18 protein-coding genes and 3 pseudogenes are annotated in these 18,637 nt (G+C 38.0%); 17 read left to right on the forward strand and 4 right to left on the reverse strand.

Annotation, left to right across the window (positions count from 1 at the left end; genetic code table 11):
- Position 1 precedes the first annotated feature (1 nt).
- The 4 genes from fdhF (at position 2) to EMK97_RS01145 (ending at position 4,767) form a co-directional block, all read left to right on the forward strand.
- Positions 2-2,785, forward strand: coding sequence for a formate dehydrogenase subunit alpha (fdhF, locus tag EMK97_RS01130; protein WP_130598643.1), 2,784 nt, complete (start codon positions 2-4; stop codon positions 2,783-2,785).
- A 448-nt stretch (positions 2,786-3,233) separates the two neighbouring features.
- Positions 3,234-3,521: a hypothetical protein gene (locus tag EMK97_RS01135; RefSeq protein WP_130598645.1), complete on the forward strand. Its 288-nt coding sequence runs from the start codon at positions 3,234-3,236 to the stop codon at positions 3,519-3,521.
- A 508-nt stretch (positions 3,522-4,029) separates the two neighbouring features.
- A complete protein-coding gene (locus EMK97_RS01140) occupies positions 4,030-4,317 on the forward strand; it encodes a hypothetical protein (protein ID WP_130598647.1) in 288 nt (95 codons plus the stop codon).
- A gap of 114 nt (positions 4,318-4,431) precedes the next feature.
- Entirely contained in the window at positions 4,432-4,767 is a 336-nt protein-coding gene (locus tag EMK97_RS01145) for a hypothetical protein (protein WP_130598649.1), read from the forward strand.
- Positions 4,768-5,233: 466 nt separating this feature from the next.
- On the opposite strand, the pseudogene EMK97_RS01150 reads toward EMK97_RS01145, so the two are convergent.
- Positions 5,234-5,551: pseudogene (locus EMK97_RS01150) on the reverse strand (transposase); the annotation flags it as partial.
- Positions 5,552-5,616: 65 nt separating this feature from the next.
- On the opposite strand from EMK97_RS01150, the gene EMK97_RS01155 reads away from it, so the two are divergent.
- Positions 5,617-6,770, forward strand: a protein-coding gene (locus tag EMK97_RS01155; protein ID WP_130598651.1) for an IS3 family transposase whose coding sequence is annotated in 2 segments (ribosomal slippage) — positions 5,617-5,875 and positions 5,875-6,770 — 1,155 coding nt in all. Because the reading frame shifts where the segments join, the coding sequence is not laid out codon by codon here.
- Between the two features lie 6 nt (positions 6,771-6,776).
- On the opposite strand, the pseudogene EMK97_RS01160 reads toward EMK97_RS01155, so the two are convergent.
- A pseudogene (locus tag EMK97_RS01160) lies at positions 6,777-7,280 on the reverse strand (IS110 family transposase); the annotation flags it as partial.
- A 183-nt stretch (positions 7,281-7,463) separates the two neighbouring features.
- Here EMK97_RS01160 and EMK97_RS01165 point away from each other — a divergent pair.
- From EMK97_RS01165 to EMK97_RS01210, 10 genes are all read left to right on the forward strand, one after another.
- Positions 7,464-7,904, forward strand: a complete 441-nt coding sequence (locus EMK97_RS01165; protein ID WP_130598653.1) for a DUF6756 family protein — start codon at positions 7,464-7,466, stop codon at positions 7,902-7,904.
- 96 nt (positions 7,905-8,000) lie between these two features.
- Entirely contained in the window at positions 8,001-8,453 is a 453-nt protein-coding gene (locus tag EMK97_RS01170) for a hypothetical protein (protein WP_145963102.1), read from the forward strand.
- Positions 8,454-8,609: 156 nt separating this feature from the next.
- On the forward strand, positions 8,610-8,864 hold the full coding sequence (locus EMK97_RS01175; RefSeq protein WP_130598657.1) for a hypothetical protein: 255 nt from the start codon (positions 8,610-8,612) through the stop codon (positions 8,862-8,864).
- 160 nt (positions 8,865-9,024) lie between these two features.
- Entirely contained in the window at positions 9,025-9,342 is a 318-nt protein-coding gene (locus EMK97_RS01180; RefSeq protein ID WP_130598659.1) for a hypothetical protein, read from the forward strand.
- A 122-nt stretch (positions 9,343-9,464) separates the two neighbouring features.
- A complete protein-coding gene (locus tag EMK97_RS01185) occupies positions 9,465-9,881 on the forward strand; it encodes a type 2 periplasmic-binding domain-containing protein (protein WP_130598661.1) in 417 nt (138 codons plus the stop codon).
- Between the two features lies 1 nt (position 9,882).
- Positions 9,883-10,353, forward strand: a complete 471-nt coding sequence (locus tag EMK97_RS01190) for a hypothetical protein (RefSeq protein ID WP_130598663.1) — start codon at positions 9,883-9,885, stop codon at positions 10,351-10,353.
- 80 nt (positions 10,354-10,433) lie between these two features.
- A complete protein-coding gene (locus EMK97_RS01195; RefSeq protein WP_130598665.1) occupies positions 10,434-10,748 on the forward strand; it encodes a DUF6980 family protein in 315 nt (104 codons plus the stop codon).
- Between the two features lie 186 nt (positions 10,749-10,934).
- Positions 10,935-11,378 (forward strand): hypothetical protein, encoded by a 444-nt coding sequence (locus EMK97_RS01200; RefSeq protein WP_130598667.1) that lies wholly within the window; start codon positions 10,935-10,937, stop codon positions 11,376-11,378.
- An 11-nt stretch (positions 11,379-11,389) separates the two neighbouring features.
- On the forward strand, positions 11,390-11,725 hold the full coding sequence (locus tag EMK97_RS01205) for a GIY-YIG nuclease family protein (protein WP_130598669.1): 336 nt from the start codon (positions 11,390-11,392) through the stop codon (positions 11,723-11,725).
- 128 nt (positions 11,726-11,853) lie between these two features.
- Positions 11,854-12,159 (forward strand): hypothetical protein, encoded by a 306-nt coding sequence (locus EMK97_RS01210; protein ID WP_130598671.1) that lies wholly within the window; start codon positions 11,854-11,856, stop codon positions 12,157-12,159.
- 468 nt (positions 12,160-12,627) lie between these two features.
- Here EMK97_RS01210 and EMK97_RS01215 read toward each other — a convergent pair whose 3' ends face one another.
- Positions 12,628-13,671 (reverse strand): IS110 family RNA-guided transposase, encoded by a 1,044-nt coding sequence (locus EMK97_RS01215; protein ID WP_130598673.1) that lies wholly within the window; start codon positions 13,669-13,671, stop codon positions 12,628-12,630.
- A gap of 1,324 nt (positions 13,672-14,995) precedes the next feature.
- Positions 14,996-16,220 (reverse strand): annotated as a pseudogene (locus EMK97_RS01220) (IS110 family RNA-guided transposase).
- A 245-nt stretch (positions 16,221-16,465) separates the two neighbouring features.
- On the opposite strand from EMK97_RS01220, the gene EMK97_RS01225 reads away from it, so the two are divergent.
- Positions 16,466-16,690 carry a hypothetical protein gene (locus tag EMK97_RS01225; RefSeq protein WP_130598675.1) on the forward strand — a complete coding sequence of 75 codons (225 nt, stop codon included), beginning with the start codon at positions 16,466-16,468 and terminating at the stop codon, positions 16,688-16,690.
- Positions 16,691-17,482: 792 nt separating this feature from the next.
- Positions 17,483-18,636 (forward strand): IS3 family transposase gene (locus EMK97_RS01230; protein WP_130598651.1). Its coding sequence is split into 2 segments (ribosomal slippage): positions 17,483-17,741 and positions 17,741-18,636, totalling 1,155 coding nucleotides; the frame shifts between segments, so codons are not numbered across the junction.
- Position 18,637 lies beyond the last annotated feature (1 nt).

An 18,637-nucleotide genomic window follows, 5' to 3' on the forward strand; every position in this document is an offset into this window, starting at 1 on the left:
TATGAGTAATCAAGATATCACCAACAGTAAAACTGCCTTCTTAAACGGTGTTGCTTATCCGATAGAGCAGGGTGAGTCTATTTTAGCGTTTAGCCGTCGCGTGCAAACTAGCGATAATATTCCAACCTTATGTGATGATTCACGCTTAGAGCCTTATGGCAGCTGTCGTGTCTGTTCGGTTGATGTAGCACTTACGGCTGATGGACCTAGGCGCGTTATGGCCTCATGTCACACACCGATAAGTGATGGCATGCATGTATTTAGTCATTCGCAGCGTATTGAAAAGTTAAGAAAAAATATTGTTGAATTGGTATTAAGTGACTTGCCTGAGCAACAATTGCCGATAGAGCCAAGTGCGCATACTACCGAATTTGAACAAGTAGTACTTGATACTGGTGTTACTGAGGTGCGTTTTGCCAAAGGTAAGCAAAGTGTTGATAGCTTGCCTAAAAACAGTGATGGTACAGTTGAGGATAGCTCGCACCCGTATATGCGTATGGATTTAAGCCAATGCATTGATTGTAATCGCTGTGTTCGTGCTTGTGATGAAATTCAAGGTGAGCAAGTATTAAGTGTTAGCGGTCGTGGTTTTGATGCCCGCATTATCAAAGGGCAAGATGTTAGTTTTGATGAGTCAGACTGTGTGTCATGCGGCGCTTGTGCGCAAACTTGTCCAACAGGAGCGATAACTGATGTCTTTAGGCAGCAATTAGCTAAAACAACAATTAATGAAAGCCAACCGTTAGATACAGTACGCACAGTATGTTCATATTGTGGGGTAGGTTGTAACTTAGAAGTATCGGTGCAAGATAACAAAATTATCTCCATTCAAGCGCCTAAAGATGCAGAAGTTAATGCCGGCCATACCTGTTTAAAAGGCCGTTATGCATGGCGTTTTTACAATCATCCAGACAGGCTAACCAGCCCATTGGTGCGCATTAATGGCGAACTAACCCCAGTTAGTTGGCAGTACGCTTACGACTATTTAGCTAATAAAATGTTGGCGATAAAAGCTGAGCATGGCGCAGATGCCTTAGCTGGAATTTCATCGGCACGCTGTACCAATGAAGAGAACTACTTACTACAAAAAATGATGCGCGTGGTATTAGGTACTAACAACATTGATTGCTGTGCACGTGTTTGTCATTCACCAACAGCGTACGGTATGCAGCAAAGCTTTGGTACGGGGGCTGCAACCAACTCTATTGAGGATTTAAAACAAACCGAGTTTATTTTACTTATTGGCGCAAACCCAACGGCTGCGCACCCCGTTACTGGTGCTAAAATCAAACAAAAAGCCATGAAGGGTACGCCATTAATTGTTATTGATCCGGTTAAAACTGAGCTTGCACGCTTTGCCAATTGGCATATTCAACTGCGTCCGGGTACCAATGTGGCGGTATTGAATATGATGGCGTACTACATCATTAGTGAAAAGGTATTTGATACCAGCTTTGTTGAAAATAGAACAGAAGAGTTTGACGCCTATAAAGCAGCCATTTTAGCATTAGATATGGATGAACTAGCTAGTATTGCTGATGTAGATAAACACATGGTTAAAGAGGCGGCAATTGCTTACGCTAAAGCCAATAACGCCATGAGTTTTCACGGCTTAGGGGTAACAGAGCACTCGCAGGGCAGTAGAGCCATTATGTGTATTGCTGATTTGGTTATGCTAACAGGTAATATTGGCAGAAAAGGCGTTGGCATGAACCCACTACGTGGACAAAATAACGTACAAGGTGCCGCCGATATGGGCTGTCAGCCACATCAAGGCGCGGGTTACTTAGATGTTACTCAAGCTGAAAATATTGAGTACTACCAAAGCCATTATCAAATTTCCGACAAAGCAAATTGGCCAGTAAATATTGGCTATAAGATTCCTGAAATGTTTAATGCTGCTTTAGCGGGGGAGTTAAAAGCGTTATGGATAATGGGTGAGGATGTAGTTCAAACAGACCCTAACCAAAAGCACGTGGTTGCCAGTTTATCTAATTTGGAGCTTTTAGTCGTACAAGAAATTTTCTTATCTGAAACGGCTAAAATGGCTGATGTGGTATTGCCGGGTAGCTCGTTCTTAGAAAAAGACGGTACTTTCACCAATGGTGAACGTCGCGTACAAAAAGTAAATGCTGCCGTGCCACCCAAGGCAGGTTGTAAAACTGATGGCCAAATTGTTGTTGATATGATGAATGCCCTTGGCTATGCGCAAGCAGACTACAGTGCAGACACCATGTTGGAGGAGATATCGCAAGTTGTGCCATTTTTTGCGGGCATTACCTGGCAAAATCTTGGTGATAATGGCCTGCAATGGCCCGTAGCAAAAGATGGTACTGATACAAAAATTCTACATGCTGATAGTTTTACCCGCGGCTTAGGTAAATTCCATTTTTATGAGTTTGAAGAAAGCCAAGAGGTGCTATCGCACGGTGAAGCGTTTCCATTTATTTTAACAACCAGTCGAAACCTTGAGCATTATAATGCCGGCACAATGACCCGAAGAACCGCCAATGAGCGCATTGTAAGCGAAGACGTGTTGTTGATTAATCCTGAAGATGCCAAGCAAAAAGCGATTGAAGATAGATCAAAAGTGCGATTATTTTCTGCTCGCGGTGAAATTGAGTTAACGGCAGAAGTAAGTGATAAAGTAAATAAAGGTATTTTATTTACCACCTTCCATTTCCCAGAACTAATGATCAACCGCGTTACGGGTGATATTACGGATAAACACACTAAGTGCCCAGAGTATAAAGTGGTATCTGTTGGTATTGAACCTGTGATTTAATCTCAAAGTTAAGGTTTAAGTTTTAAACTTTTATCATAGTGCCCTGAGTAATTCTTAAATGAGATATTACTCAGGGCTTTTTTATGTGTTCTGTTTTATTTAACATAATCCTTCTGTTGTATATCCACCAACAAACATATGACTTAATTAATTTCTATCTTTTGAGTTCGTATATATTCGCTGAATAAAATAACTAAAATCATTTAAGTCAAATCGTAAATTTGCACTGTGTATTTGTACAGTTTTGGTGCGCATTTCTCATTTTGCGTGAAATAAGGAAAAATTCCTCCTTTCACACATCAACCAGTTGAGTGCTTTTATAATAAGTAATTGATTAATATTAAAACTAGGCGTATTGTATGTGTTTTAAAAAACATGAAAGCAGGAATAATTCCGTGTTTAAACAAGGAATTTTTCCTTCTAATAAGATGTTATGTTTGAGTCAGGTATGGAAGAAGATTTAAAGAAAAAAGTAGATATTGTAGTTGGGTTAAGCCGCCTAGCCGGTGGGACATTGATACTTGTTGGTAGTATTTTGGTCTTTGTTTTTACTCAAGCCGCGCTAGACCCAAATGCTTCCATTGAAATCAATGGTGTTCCAACTAAAGACCAAACGGACAAAATTGTGGCGGCAATTTTTACGGCATTATTTCCAATAATAGGTCTGTTCTTATCTTTTGCACCAGCAAAGCTACTTGATAAGTGGGCAGCAAAAATTATTGCCCGTTTGAGTTAATCTCAAACATAACAAGCCGTTTAAGGCATGGACGTCTAACGCATGGCTGACGTTCGTTCCTCACGATTATAGCCATGCATTATCCGCCCCTTAACGGAGCGTTATGGCACACGAGAAAAGGAGCTCCATAAGCAAGGATGTTCGTTACCTTAATCAATCTATGTCTTTACATTTGGTCAATTTATCTAATGTTTAGTGAAGAGTTATACTTCGGGATATTTCTATTCATAATCGCTGCCATTCTTTCTAAGCTTACCCACGGTTCATTTCTTTTAGGTTTTGAGTTCGATTCCGACTCGTCATGTGAACACTCCGATTCTGGTGGGTTTGGCGATGGAGGCGGCGGTTCATCTGATGGTGGCGACTAACTCGTTTGCCATAACAAACCAAAGCACTGGGACATATTTTTGCGCGCTTTTTATTGTTGTTCTGGTTAGTGATTACGTTGTAACCTTTGGTTTTAATTATCAAATATGCCCGTGTTTGGGGCGTTATGTTTGAGTCAGGTATGGAAGAAGATTTAAAGAAAAAAGTAGATATTGTAGTTGGGTTAAGCCGCCTAGCCGGTGGGACATTGATACTTGTTGGTAGTATTTTGGTCTTTGTTTTTACTCAAGCCGCGCTAGACCCAAATGCTTCCATTGAAATCAATGGTGTTCCAACTAAAGACCAAACGGACAAAATTGTGGCGGCAATTTTTACGGCATTATTTCCAATAATAGGTCTGTGCTTATCTTTTGCACCAGCAAAGCTACTTGATAAGTGGGCAGCAAAAATTATTGCCCGTTTGAGTTAATCTCAAACATAACAAGCCGTTTAAGGCATGGACGTCTAACGCATGGCTGACGTTCGTTCCTCACGATTATAGCCATGCATTATCCGCCCCTTAACGGAGCGTTAGGCATACAGGATGAGCAATCGAAATTGGGTCTGCTTTAGTTGCAGAATCACAAACAGGAAGTCTTCGAGATTTGCAGGTAAAGCAATCTGCTCTGAATGTGGTGGAGAACTTAATTACCTAGGCTACAAAATACCTGTTCCACCTAAAAGTAAACCCAAAGAATGGAAAAAGCTTCAGGAGCAACTTGCCTCAGAAGCTAGAGAATATGAGCGTGATATATTTAAAGCTAAAGTAAGAAACCGTCACGATCTGGAACAGGAATTAGAGAAACTTAAAGCTTTACCGTCCAATATTGGCAGGCAGAGTTTAATAAAACAGCTGGAGAAAAGGCTAAAGTATGCCTAACATATGAGCCTTATTCCCGTCAATAGACAATAGTATTTTTTTAGCTGCCGTTAGGCAGCTATTTGTTTGGCAATTTACAACAACATTTACTTCGCTATGTCGATAGGCCATTAAACAAACGTTTACGGCAAACACATATAGAGGCTCTCTTAGTGTGATCTCATCACTGCCTGTTTTGTTTATCCTTAATGCAAACAGGGGCACTAGACATTTATCGGTTAACCTTAATCTGGCACTACTCAAGCAATATGATTACTTGTGGTTAAACAAGGTTCAGTTAGTTTCAGGCTCAGTTAAGGTGTAAACGCTTTTGCTTATCGCAATAATGCGCACCAATGGCGAGTCTAATCAAGCCATGTGGCTTAAACTACTTGGCATAATAATTATCTTTTGTCTTACAGGTGCAATAATTATCAACATGCTCTTAATTATCCAGTTAGACGTTCAGCTCGCGCCATTGTGCGACTTAACCTTTTAAAAATTTGTCTTCATCAAATACCTGCTTATCTCGTAGCATAAAATAGACACAACGACCTATTTTATGCGCTAATGCGGATAACGCTTTACCTTTGCTCATGCGTTTTTGTAATTTTGCCAAATAGCGTTTCGCTTTATCATTACCTCGAAGGTAAAGTACGGCGGCCTCACTAAACGCCCATTTTAAATAGCCGTTACCTATTTTATTGCCACTGGTGCCGTACACTTTACCTGCTGATTCTGCTTTACATTTAACGAGCCGAGAATAAGAGGCAAACTGTTGAACACTTGGGAACCTGTTAATGTTGATCTGATTTAATAGCACCGCACACTTTTATGAAGGATAATTAATCCAACAATAAAGGTGTGAAAATGACGCAAAGAAGAAAACCAAGAAAATATACAGATGAGTTCAGAGAAGAAGCTGTAAAGCTCGTTACAGAACAAGGTTATAGCGTAACCGAAGCTGCTAACTCGTTAGGCATTACAACGAAGCTGCTTTATAATTGGAAAGATAAATTTGCTAAGCAAGCTTCAGGCGAAACATTAAGTAAAGATGAAAGAGCTGAGCTGGTTAAGCTTAGAAAAGAAAACAAACGCTTGCTAATGGAGCGTGAAATCCTAAAAAAAGCCAGCGCCTTCTTTGCGAAAGAAATGAAGTAAAGTTCGAATATATTAAAGAGCAGCAATGGCGCTTTCCAATCAGTGCGCTATGTAATGTTTTAAAAGTGAGTCGCTCAGCCTATTACGCTTGGCTTAAGCGGCCAGCTAAAATCATCACACCAGATGAGCTAAGACTATATCGTCGTATAAAGCGACTATTTGATGATAGCCGAAGCAGTGCTGGTGCCAGAACCTTGATGAAGCTGCTACGCAAAGAAGGTTTTAATATTGGAATTTTCCGAGTAAAAAGTTTGATGAAGTTACTCAGCTTACAAGTAAAACAACGAGTAGCTTACAAAGTGACGACCATGCGAAAGCATAGTCATGCTATTGCAGATAATTTGCTTAAGCGTAAGTTTAATCCAGCTAGCGCTAACCAAACGTGGGCTGGTGATATTACTTACTTGAGAACTCACCAAGGCTGGATGTATCTAGCTGTAGTAATGGATTTACATTCTCGCCGTATTATTGGTTGGGCTTTAAGTAAGCGTATGACCGTTGATTTAACAATGAGAGCTATGCAGATGGCAATTAACCTACGCCAACCCAAAGCAGGCTTAATATTCCATAGCGATAGAGGTTCACAATATACCAGCAAGCGCTATCGAGCTCAGCTATGGGCTAATCGAATTACACCATCCATGAGTGGTTGTGGGGCTTGCTTAGATAATGCTGTAGTTGAAAGGTTCTTCGGAAGCTTGAAAAATGAATGGCTATTAAATGTTTATCACTTAACAAGAGAAAGCATGAAAATCGATGTTGAAAAATACATCAAATACTATAACTCAGTTCGATTACATACGACCTTAAACGATATGTCGCCAATCGAGTTTGAAAGTGTAAGGAGAAAGTGTGCGGCCTAGCTTGACCAGATCATTTAAATTAAGTGATTGAGCAGGTAAGTTATATTGACTGTCAGTATTGATAACATGGGCTTTTAAGTCAGCGCCGTGGCGCATGATGTGCGTTCGTCTTCGCAGTAAATCACGTGTGGAACGCGTTTCTTGTGGATAGTTATAAGCTAAAGGAAAATTGCCGCCACGCATTAAACTGGCAATTTTATAAGAATCAATTTTATCATTTTTAGCTTTACCGCCATGAATAGCTTTCATATAAAGCGCATGACCTAAAATAAATTCAATATTGAGTTCACGACAAAAGTCACTGACCCAATACCAGCAATGCATACATTCAACGCCAACAACTACTTGCCCGATATAAGGTTTAAGTAGTTTTCGTAATTGATTAGGATCGGCTTTTATCTTTTGATGAAGAATTTTATTACCATGTTTATCGAGAATACAAACGTATAAAAGTCGTGCATGTAGATCTATTCCACAATAATATTGGTGAAAAGTAGTGTAGAATTTCATAGAGCTTTCTCCTTTTGGTTTGGTCGCCTTAAAGTTTAGCCGAATGCTAAACTTTGGGGAGAAGGCTCAATTAGTATCAAGCTGTTCAAAGCGGACAAAATTACGCTGGTTTGGTTTCGCTCCGCTTCACAGTATAGCCAGCATAATTTTGCCCATTAACAGGGCGTTATATGGCAAAGGAATATGTCTCAAGTATTAGATGAAATCTCAACTGCAATAAAAAACTTATCTCTTGAATCTTCAGTGGTAAGGGTTATTAATGATGAAGATTTATATAAAAATCTATTGAATCACTTTGTAAAAGGCGGCGATCGTCGTTGGTGGTGGGAATCATTCAATGTTGAGTCTAACTCCAAATCATTTAGTGATGGTTTGGGCTACAAACGTTTACCTGTAATTGTTCCAGATAAAGACGAAGTTGTTTGGTTCATGGTAGAAGATGATCAATTACCAAATTATCCAATCTTTGAGTGTTCCATTAGTAATGCTGTAAAAATAATTGGTGAGTGTTTTGCGTTTGAATATTATTTAATATCTAAAAATTTACAATGGCTGTTGTGTGAAAACCACCATGATAGAGTTATAGGTATTGGAAGTAAGCTTGATTTTGGTAATGCCATATAACAAGCGCATTAAGCACGGGACTGCTAACAGTTTGCTCGGTTCCGCTTCGCTTCACATTTTAGCAAACAATTATCAGCCCCTTATGCGGGCGTTATATTGCAAAAGGTAGGCATGGAGTATTATCCACCAAAAGGAACTAGTTTCGCTATTCGATTATTGAAAATGGTTATATTCGTAGCAATGGTTTTTGTACTTTCAAAATTGTTATTTGAATTAAATCAACTCAATCACTATCCTGCGTTTTTAAACGATACTGCTTTTGTTTTTTTGTGTTTAACTATCGGTTGGTTTTTTCGTATTAAAAATACGTGGGAATACTCTGAGCAAGACTTAATTATCTCAGCTGACGCAAACCTATTTGGTTTTGTGTTTATCGCTGCAAAGCTTAGTGGTGTAAATAAGTATGAGTTTAGGCTTTGGAATCCTGATTATCATAGCTTTGCTGTTAACTCTGATTTCATTATCAATATTTGTTTCAAACCGACTGATAAAGTAGCTGTTGGTGGTTGTCATGTTTTGTGCAACAATCAAGAAATCAAGCCAAACTAAATTAGCACAGTTGCAATATAACAATCTAATTAATAAGGACAAAAAACAGTTGGCTGTTTTCGTTCCTCAACATTTTAGCCAACAATTTTTTGCCCATTATTAGGGCGTTATGTTTCAAGGAAGATGATGAGTAAGGTTTCTACTAAGGAGCTATATTTGATTGGGGTCATAGGTGCTCCGTATTATATTTTTGCTGTGGTATTAGCCTCTGTATCAGTAAAACATATTAGTTTTGGCTTTTTAATACTCTTACCTCTTTGGTTAATCTACGATCGTATTTCACAAACTACCTATATCGCGTATGTCAAAAATGGTGGTTGTAGTAAAAGTAAATACACCTTAATATCAATTACATACCAATTTATCTTCATCTGTATCACTTTAGTTATTATGGGTGCAGTTGAAACATAACAAGCAAATAAATCAGGACAAATAACAGCTTGGCTTTTTGCTCCTGCGTCGCTTATTTTAGCCAAGCATTATTTGCCCATTATTGTGGGCGTTAGGCTTTCATATGAAAATGCGGTTATTTAAATTCCTCCTATGTACCGTCTTATCTTGTTGGGGTCTAGTGTTATCTTGGATAGCTCTTTCTGGTTTATTTAATGAGCTTTTTTTTGAGCCTCTTAATTTCACAAATACCAAAGATAATATTATTCTGAAATTTGTTCTTTGTACTCTGATTTGGACGGCATGGTTTTATTATTTTAAAATTTCTATTAAATGGATAATGTATAATTATGTTGAAAAGCTTCCTAGAGTTATAGGTGCTACATTGGGAATTATATGCATATTAATCACAGGCGGTTATGGTTTATTTATTGCTTCGCCAAGTATTGTATTGATGCTGTATATTCATTTTAATGCTCCATATGAACAGCAAGCCTAACAAGCTGTTAAATCAGGACAAAATACAGTTGGCTTTTGCTCCTTCGTCGCTTATTCTAGCCAACTATATTTTGCCCATTAACGAGGGCGTTAGCTAAATTTAAAACAAGGAGGTTTAAACAAATGGCATCAATTCCACAATCTATTAACGGTGTAACCGTAAGGCATGCAAACTCAGCAAATTTAAATGTCGAACAAGCCCTTTTGACAGCATTACAACATTGTATTAAAAAAGATATCGCAAAAGGGTTTACACTTTCACAAATTTATATTTCCTCAGCAAATGATTCGCATAAATTTCCTAGTCGCCATGTACAAGGAAAAGGGAAAGCTGTAGATATATCAAGAATAAATGGCAAAAAAATGTCAGTGAGTTATGGAACAGATAAAGAAGTAACTGCCATAGTAGATGCAATGCAGCAAAAATTCGAATCGGCTCCTGGTAGAAGAGAGAACTTCGGACCCTCAACAAAGAAAAAGCTTGGCAGCGCGCATTCAGTCTCAGGGCATAAAGATCACATTCACTTTTCGGTAAACTAAAATGAAAGTATCTATTTTGCTAGTATTCTTAATTTCAGCTTATTGTTCTGCTGCATCAACAAAAGAACTGACTGCTATAACAAATATACCAAGTAAAGTATTTGCCATTGGAAATATTTATGATTTAAATAAAACTGTTGTTACAACATTTGATAAACAGCATTGGATTAAATATATAGAGGTTCCTGACTACACAGCTACTTGTGTTTCTGAAACCGACATTATTTGTAACTATAATTATTATTTTTCCATATCAGAGCTTGATAATTCAGCTGATTATAAGGTTTATAAAGTATCCAGTCTTGGTGAAATAGTGAAAGTTGAATGGGTATCCGAAAATATTCTATCAAGTAAGCTGCTTTTAACAATCAAAAGTTATAAAAAATCAAAAGCAATAACTTTAGTTAAAGAGTTATCTATAAAACCGTCAGGTGCATATTTAGCTAACAAGCAAATTAATCAGGACAAATAACAGTTGGTTTTTGCTCCTGCGTCGCTTATTTTAACCAACTGATATTTGCCCATTATTGTGGGCGTTAGGTGTACATGGAAATGAAACATTGTTGCAATCAAATGGAGCAGAAGCTGACGCTAGAATGTGAACAGCACGATTATGAATTTGATTGCCCTGATGTGCTTATTAGTTACACAGCTAAATTTGATGAATACGGGTTGATTATCCATGATGGTGGTAGCTCATGCATTGAAATTGGCTATTGCCCATGGTGTGGTTTCAAGCTTCCAGAATCCAAACGAGATTTATGGTTTGATGTATTGGAAGAGCTTGGTTTTGATGATCCTAGTGAGCAAGAAATTCCTAAAGAGTTTTTATCTTCTGCTTGGCATGAGAGTGGAAAGTACACCTAACAAGCAATTAAAGGAAGGGACGTCTAACGCTTGGCTGACGCTCGTTCCTCGCAAATTTTAGCCAAGCATTATCCGCCTCTTAATGTGGGCGTTATGTGCCAGAGTTTTATGTCAAAAGCTAGTATTCTAAAATCTTTTTAGAGTACTAGCGATATAATCAATAATAATATAAGAAGTGCTAATATTATGAAAACTGTATCAATAAATATTTTTTTGCTGATGGCTTTTTTATCTGTAAAGCCTGCTTATTCTGCTAGTGATTGGTGGTCTGGAGTAGAAAAACAATCTTACAATAATGATAAAATCTATATTGGAACTAAGTTATACCAAGGAGAGGGAGAGTTAGTTTTAAGCTGCTCCCGTAGAGGGGTGAAGGCAGAGGTTACATTTTTAAAATCACGACTTAATCCAAGAGGTATTCTGTTTAAAGTAATAGTCGATGATGGAAAATGGATAAAAAACTCTAATGCCCCAGAATATAGTAATTCCTTTGAAACATACATGTTTCATAATTTAGTGGATTCTATGAAAAAAGGAAAAGAAATACATATAATTATTGATGGACATCGTTATTATTCAGGAAGTTTAATGGGATTTACAGAGGCATCAAAAAAATTAGAATGCATATAGGTATAGATTGAATGTCTCAGTGGATATATGTCGGATGGTTAGATGAATCTAATTGTGATTTCTCACGGTACAATAAATGTATTGGTGTTTACAAAGGAGAATTAAAGGGGGAATTAGTTTACATAGGTAAGGCTACCGAAAGAAATAATGGTGGGTTTAGGAAACGTTTAAGAGACTATACCCGTATAAGTCAAAGTGCTAGAGGTTATTCTGCTGGTGATAATATGTTCAAAAATAAACAGATTATTAAAATAAGTATACAAGTTGTTTCAACTGTTAAAGAAGCTGAAAACCTTGAGATACAATTAATTAAAAAGCTAAAACCCAAATGGAACTTTCGTGGTTAGCACATAACAAGTTGCTCAAAAGGACTAAAACAGTTTGCTCGTTTTTTGCAAAGTACCGCAAAAAAGCAAGCCAACCATTTTAGCCTCTTAGCAAGGCGTTATACGTTTCTAGAGTTTGGTGTTATTAAATGTCTGATGATGCAATAAAACTTGCTACAAAATTACTAGAGAGTGATGAGGATTATTTAGATAATGTCATAGGGCTCTGGCGAATTGGCAATAATAAATATGAGCAGTGTTGGGATACTGAATTTCACGTATTTGGTGTAATTGAGTCTGATACTGATCATTTACCTTTGAAGCATGTACGAGCCAATTGTTCTCCTGAGTTCCTCGCTAAAGTAGATAAAGAGTTAGCTGAAACTATAGAGTTCTACAGAGCAGAAGTAATCAGTGCTTGTAATACAATTCTAAACCAGTTAAAAAACGTATAACACATATGAGCCTTATTCCCGTCAATAGACAATAGTATTTTTTTAGCTGCCGTTAGGCAGCTATTTGTTTGGCAATTTACAACAACATTTACTTCGCTATGTCGATAGGCCATTAAACAAACGTTTACGGCAAACACATATAGAGGCTCTCTTAGTGTGATCTCATCACTGCCTGTTTTGTTTATCCTTAATGCAAACAGGGGCACTAGACATTTATCGGTTAACCTTAATCTGGCACTACTCAAGCAATATGATTACTTGTGGTTAAACAAGGTTCAGTTAGTTTCAGGCTCAGTTAAGGTGTAAACGCTTTTGCTTATCGCAATAATGCGCACCAATGGCGAGTCTAATCAAGCCATGTGGCTTAAACTACTTGGCATAATAATTATCTTTTGTCTTACAGGTGCAATAATTATCAACATGCTCTTAATTATCCAGTTAGACGTTCAGCTCGCGCCATTGTGCGACTTAACCTTTTAAAAATTTGTCTTCATCAAATACCTGCTTATCTCGTAGCATAAAATAGACACAACGACCTATTTTATGCGCTAATGCGGATAACGCTTTACCTTTGCTCATGCGTTTTTGTAATTTTGCCAAATAGCGTTTCGCTTTATCATTACCTCGAAGGTAAAGTACGGCGGCCTCACTAAACGCCCATTTTAAATAGCCGTTACCTATTTTATTGCCACTGGTGCCGTACACTTTACCTGCTGATTCTGCTTTACATTTAACGAGCCGAGAATAAGAGGCAAACTGTTGAACACTTGGGAACCTGTTAATGTCACCTATTTCATACAGAATGGTTAATGCGAGTATCTGTCCAATACCAGGGAATGTACGAACAATATTAAGTAGAGCGCCGTAATGTTGCTTAGCTTTGTTTTCGATGAAGGATTCAACATGTTTAAGCTCTCGCATATAACAATCGAGAATGTTCATATCGAGTTCAATCATGCGTTGCACGATGGGATCATCATAATGATGACGTAATCCTTCTCTAGCACTGACGTTTTTTAAATTAAGTGATTGAGCAGGTAAGTTATATTGACTGTCAGTATTGATAACATGGGCTTTTAAGTCAGCGCCGTGGCGCATGATGTGCGTTCGTCTTCGCAGTAAATCACGTGTGGAACGCGTTTCTTGTGGATAGTTATAAGCTAAAGGAAAATTGCCGCCACGTATTAAACTGGCAATTTTATAGGAATCAATTTTATCATTTTTAGCTTTACCGCCATGAATAGCTTTCATATAAAGCGCATGACTTAAAATAAATTCAATATTGAGTTCACGACAAAAGTCACTGACCCAATACCAGCAATGCATACATTCAACGCCAACAACTACTTGCCCGATATAAGGTTTAAGTAGTTTTCGTAATTGATTAGGATCGGCTTTTATCTTTTGATGAAGAATTTTATTACCATGTTTATCGAGAATACAAACGTATAAAAGTCGTGCATGTAGATCTATTCCACAATAATATTGGTGAAAAGTAGTGTAGAATTTCATAGAGCTTTCTCCTTTTGGTTTGGTCGCCTTAAAGTTTAGCCGAATGCTAAACTTTGGGGAGAAGGCTCAATTAGTATCAAGCTGTTTAACAAGGACAAGCTGTTTAACAAGGACAAAATACAGTTGGCTTTTTGCTCCTTCGTCGCTAATTTTAGCCAACTATATTTTGCCCATTATTAGGGCGTTAGTGCTATAATATTGCACTTCATATTACTTAATTATAAGGAAATAATTTATGTCATCACCTTTCAATCTACTCTACTCAATTGGCTCAGCTGTCGCGGGAGTTTTTATTGATAAAAAAAAGGCAAATAGTGTGTATAGAGAGCTATATCCCGTATTAATAAAAACTATCAACCAACAGGGTAGGAGTTCTACAGATGCTGTTAGGCTACTTAACGTCTTAGGGGGATTGCCAAGTATAGGCCTTCGACGAAGAAACTTTAATCGTAGATATATTGCTAATGAAAATGGCTGGAGGGATTTACCCTCTAATCCCGATAATATTCCGTATGGTTTTTGGCATTAATTGGGAAAACTATGAAAAGAAATTTCTGGAAGCTCATTACGGTTATACTCTTAATTTTTTTCCTATATGATTTATATGATTTTATTAAGCTGTTTAACCTTAATTTATTAGATACACCTAATTGGCTCAATATCAGCAACTTAGTCGCAAGCGGATTACTACTTCTACTTTTATCAAGTTATGCATTTAACTTTAATATAATGCCTTTTTTTATGTACAACATAATAGTTTTTGCAAATCTATTATTATTATTAGTTACTCATTACTATGAATATAGGCTAGGTGGCTATCAATATAGTGAGACGATTTTTGTGCTTATAATTAATATATTTGTATTTATAGCTATATCAAGTACTGTGCTGAAGCATGGAAAGAGTATGAGAGTTACGCAGCACTAACAAGGGGCTCAAACGGAAAAATTACAGTTGGCTCGCGCTCGTGCCTCGCACATTTTAGCCAACTGCACTTTTCCGCTTAGCTTAGCGTTGGTATGACTCCCCACGTCAAGTAAAACCGTAAAAATTCCTGCTTTTTTTCGAGCCATAATTGGTTTGTTACTCAGTAAATGAGTTAACGCAGTAGATGAAGCAAGTAAATTCGTCGGTTATCATGCTGATATTCGTGGATTATTAACCTATTGGCTAACAGCGCCTACCTTACTTAGTCCGTCGTGACACCTGTCTTCAATCTATGCTCGTGGGTCAAGGTTACCTTAGCAACCTTGCCATCCTAACGCCCTCGGTGGTTGTGTCACACCCGATGCTTGATCTACATACGTTAACTCTAACCTTTTTATCATGCAGGTATTCTCGCTACTCTATCTTTGGGGTTAACAGGGCTGATGACCACTTCGCGAGATATTGCTCAGATATAGGCAATCATTTCTCTGGCGATGGCTGTGACCACCAGGTTACGGTGTTTCCCTTTGTGCATGAGCCGTTGATATCGACGACACAGCCTTAACTGTGCTTTCCAGGCGATATCGACAATTTCTTTACTTAATCCTTCTTGACGCTTTTGTAATTCAGTGGAGATATTGGCTTTGTGTTTATACGTTTGTGCACCTTCAATTAATAAACGCCTTGCACGGCCATTACCACAATGGGTTATTTTTCCCATCCTGCGTTTATCGGATGTGGTGTGTTGACTAGGTACTAAGCCAAGGTAGGCCATGAGTTTTCTGGGATGATCAAAACGACGTAGATCCCCTAATTCTGCAATAGTGCCAACAGCAACGAGCATTCTGATGCCGCGTAATGCTTGAATGGCTTTGACCACCGGATAAAAACGCCAATTTCGTATTTGATGATGTAGCTCATTATCAAGCCGTTTCACGCGATTGATGCGCTCAGTAATGGTTTGTATCATTTATGAAATACATCCATGTATTTCACCTATAGGCCAGCTAAAGCTGTTCAAATTTTTTCCATAAAAATTTGTCTTGCAAAACAATTTGCTGACTGTGGTGGGGTAAGACTAATTCAGTTAACCAACGTAAATGTTTATTTGACCAATTATCGTTAACTGGTGGCTTAATGTTGTTACGCAAAAAGAGTCCTTTAAGCTGAAACTTAGCATTTTTTAAATCTTTCATGGCGGTTTCTCTGGCACGAGATAAGTCGCGTATAGCTTCGTCTTCGCTTTCAGGTACATAGATAGTCGTTAGTTCTTCCGCTTTAAATAACTTGGCGAGTTTGGCGGCATCACGTTTATCGGTTTTAACTTTATCACCCGCCTTTTTAGGGATAAGTGATGGCGCAATGATATAACAGCAATGGCCTAAGCTGGTGAGCAATCGGTAAATCCAATAACCGCAAGGGCCTGCTTCATAAATAAAATGCAGGGTTGCTTGCGGGTATTTGGATTGTAGTTGTCGAGCAAATTTGATGATGGCCGATTTAGTGCAGTTAATGCGGCCATGGTTGTGTGGTTTTTCGCCTCTATTATCTTTTAAAACAGCGATTTGTATAAATGATTTATGGGTATCTAAACCGATAAAAATTATGCTATGGTTATTCATGCTAGCCTCCGCTTTTAGTTAATTACCTATCGCAATTCGCGATGAACAAACTAATTATGGCTCTGGCTTTTAGCTAACCCACGATATTGGAGGCTAGCACCTCGTGGGGAGTCATTATGTCTGGTATTATTAATCACTTAGGGAGTATAAATGTATGGATGCAGCAAGTAAGATAACAAAAAAAGTTGGTATAGCAGGACGAATAGCGTCAGTCTCACACTTTCTTTATCGGCAATTTGTTGGCAATGAAAAAGATGCAAATGAAGCATATAGGAGAGCATACCCTGCATGTAATTCAATCCTATGGGAGGGAGTCTAAAGAGGCTGAAGGATTGTTGAATATGCTAGCAAATCTAGCTCCTACTGGAGCAAAAAGAAGGAATTTTATCAAAAAGTACGTTTCACCTGCTGAAGGCTGGCTTAAATTACCTAAAGACCCAAACGATATTCCTTATGGTTTCTGGTACTAAACCATGAAAGAAAATATTTTTTGGAAAGGTATGTTGCTCCTATTAATATCTGCGAGTATTAGAGACTGTTACTTTTTTATACAGAACCAGAGATTTTACAACCAGAGCATCCCATAATAGTCTCAGTCTTCGCTTTTGTTTTGGATTTTCTAACTATAATAGCGTGTGCGGCCATAATAACCAGAAAGGTTATAAGTAACGCTCATTTTTGGTTGTTTATTATTATTGTTCAAATTGCTATAACTGTATTGATTGTTTATTATGAATTCAATGCAGGAGGGTACACTACAAATGAAATGTTGGTTTATGGAAATATCACTTTCTTTGTGGCTATTTTCTTTTTAACTCCGTTAATAAAGTATTACAGGTTTGTTAAACAGAGTAGCACTTAACATAAATGCTAACACATATGAACCTTCTTCCCGTCAATAGACAATAGTTATTTTTTTAGCTGCCGTTAGGCAGCTAATCTTTTTCAATCAACAAAACCAATTACTTCGCTCTGTCAGTTAGTCGTTAAAATCATTTACGACAAACACATATTGAGGCTCTCTTAGTGTGTCTCATCACTGCCAACATGGCTAACCCTTTAGTCATGTTGGGGCACTAGACAGTTATCGGTTAACCTTTGCTGTCACTATTCAAGCGAATGATTCATAGCCTATCAGCTATGTTCAGTTAGTTTCAGGCTCAGCCAAGGTGTAAACGATTTTTCATGTGCAACTCTGATCTGATTTAATAGCACCGCACACTTTTATGAAGGATAATTAATCCAACAATAAAGGTGTGAAAATGACGCAAAGAAGAAAACCAAGAAAATATACAGATGAGTTCAGAGAAGAAGCTGTAAAGCTCGTTACAGAACAAGGTTATAGCGTAACCGAAGCTGCTAACTCGTTAGGCATTACAACGAAGCTGCTTTATAACTGGAAAGATAAATTTGCTAAGCAAGCTTCAGGCGAAACATTAAGTAAAGATGAAAGAGCTGAGCTGGTTAAGCTTAGAAAAGAAAACAAACGCTTGCTAATGGAGCGTGAAATCCTAAAAAAAGCCAGCGCCTTCTTTGCGAAAGAAATGAAGTAAAGTTCGAATATATTAAAGAGCAGCAATGGCGCTTTCCAATCAGTGCGCTATGTAATGTTTTAAAAGTGAGTCGCTCAGCCTATTACGCTTGGCTTAAGCGGCCAGCTAAAATCATCACACCAGATGAGCTAAGACTATATCGTCGTATAAAGCGACTATTTGATGATAGCCGAAGCAGTGCTGGTGCCAGAACCTTGATGAAGCTGCTACGCAAAGAAGGTTTTAATATTGGAATTTTCCGAGTAAAAAGTTTGATGAAGTTACTCAGCTTACAAGTAAAACAACGAGTAGCTTACAAAGTGACGACCATGCGAAAGCATAGTCATGCTATTGCAGATAATTTGCTTAAGCGTAAGTTTAATCCAGCTAGCGCTAACCAAACGTGGGCTGGTGATATTACTTACTTGAGAACTCACCAAGGCTGGATGTATCTAGCTGTAGTAATGGATTTACATTCTCGCCGTATTATTGGTTGGGCTTTAAGTAAGCGTATGACCGTTGATTTAACAATGAGAGCTATGCAGATGGCAATTAACCTACGCCAACCCAAAGCAGGCTTAATATTCCATAGCGATAGAGGTTCACAATATACCAGCAAGCGCTATCGAGCTCAGCTATGGGCTAATCGAATTACACCATCCATGAGTGGTTGTGGGGCTTGCTTAGATAATGCTGTAGTTGAAAGGTTCTTCGGAAGCTTGAAAAATGAATGGCTATTAAATGTTTATCACTTAACAAGAGAAAGCATGAAAATCGATGTTGAAAAATACATCAAATACTATAACTCAGTTCGATTACATACGACCTTAAACGATATGTCGCCAATCGAGTTTGAAAGTGTAAGGAGAAAGTGTGCGGCCTAGC

The organism is Litorilituus sediminis (assembly GCF_004295665.1).
Taxonomy (GTDB): domain Bacteria; phylum Pseudomonadota; class Gammaproteobacteria; order Enterobacterales; family Alteromonadaceae; genus Colwellia; species Colwellia sediminis.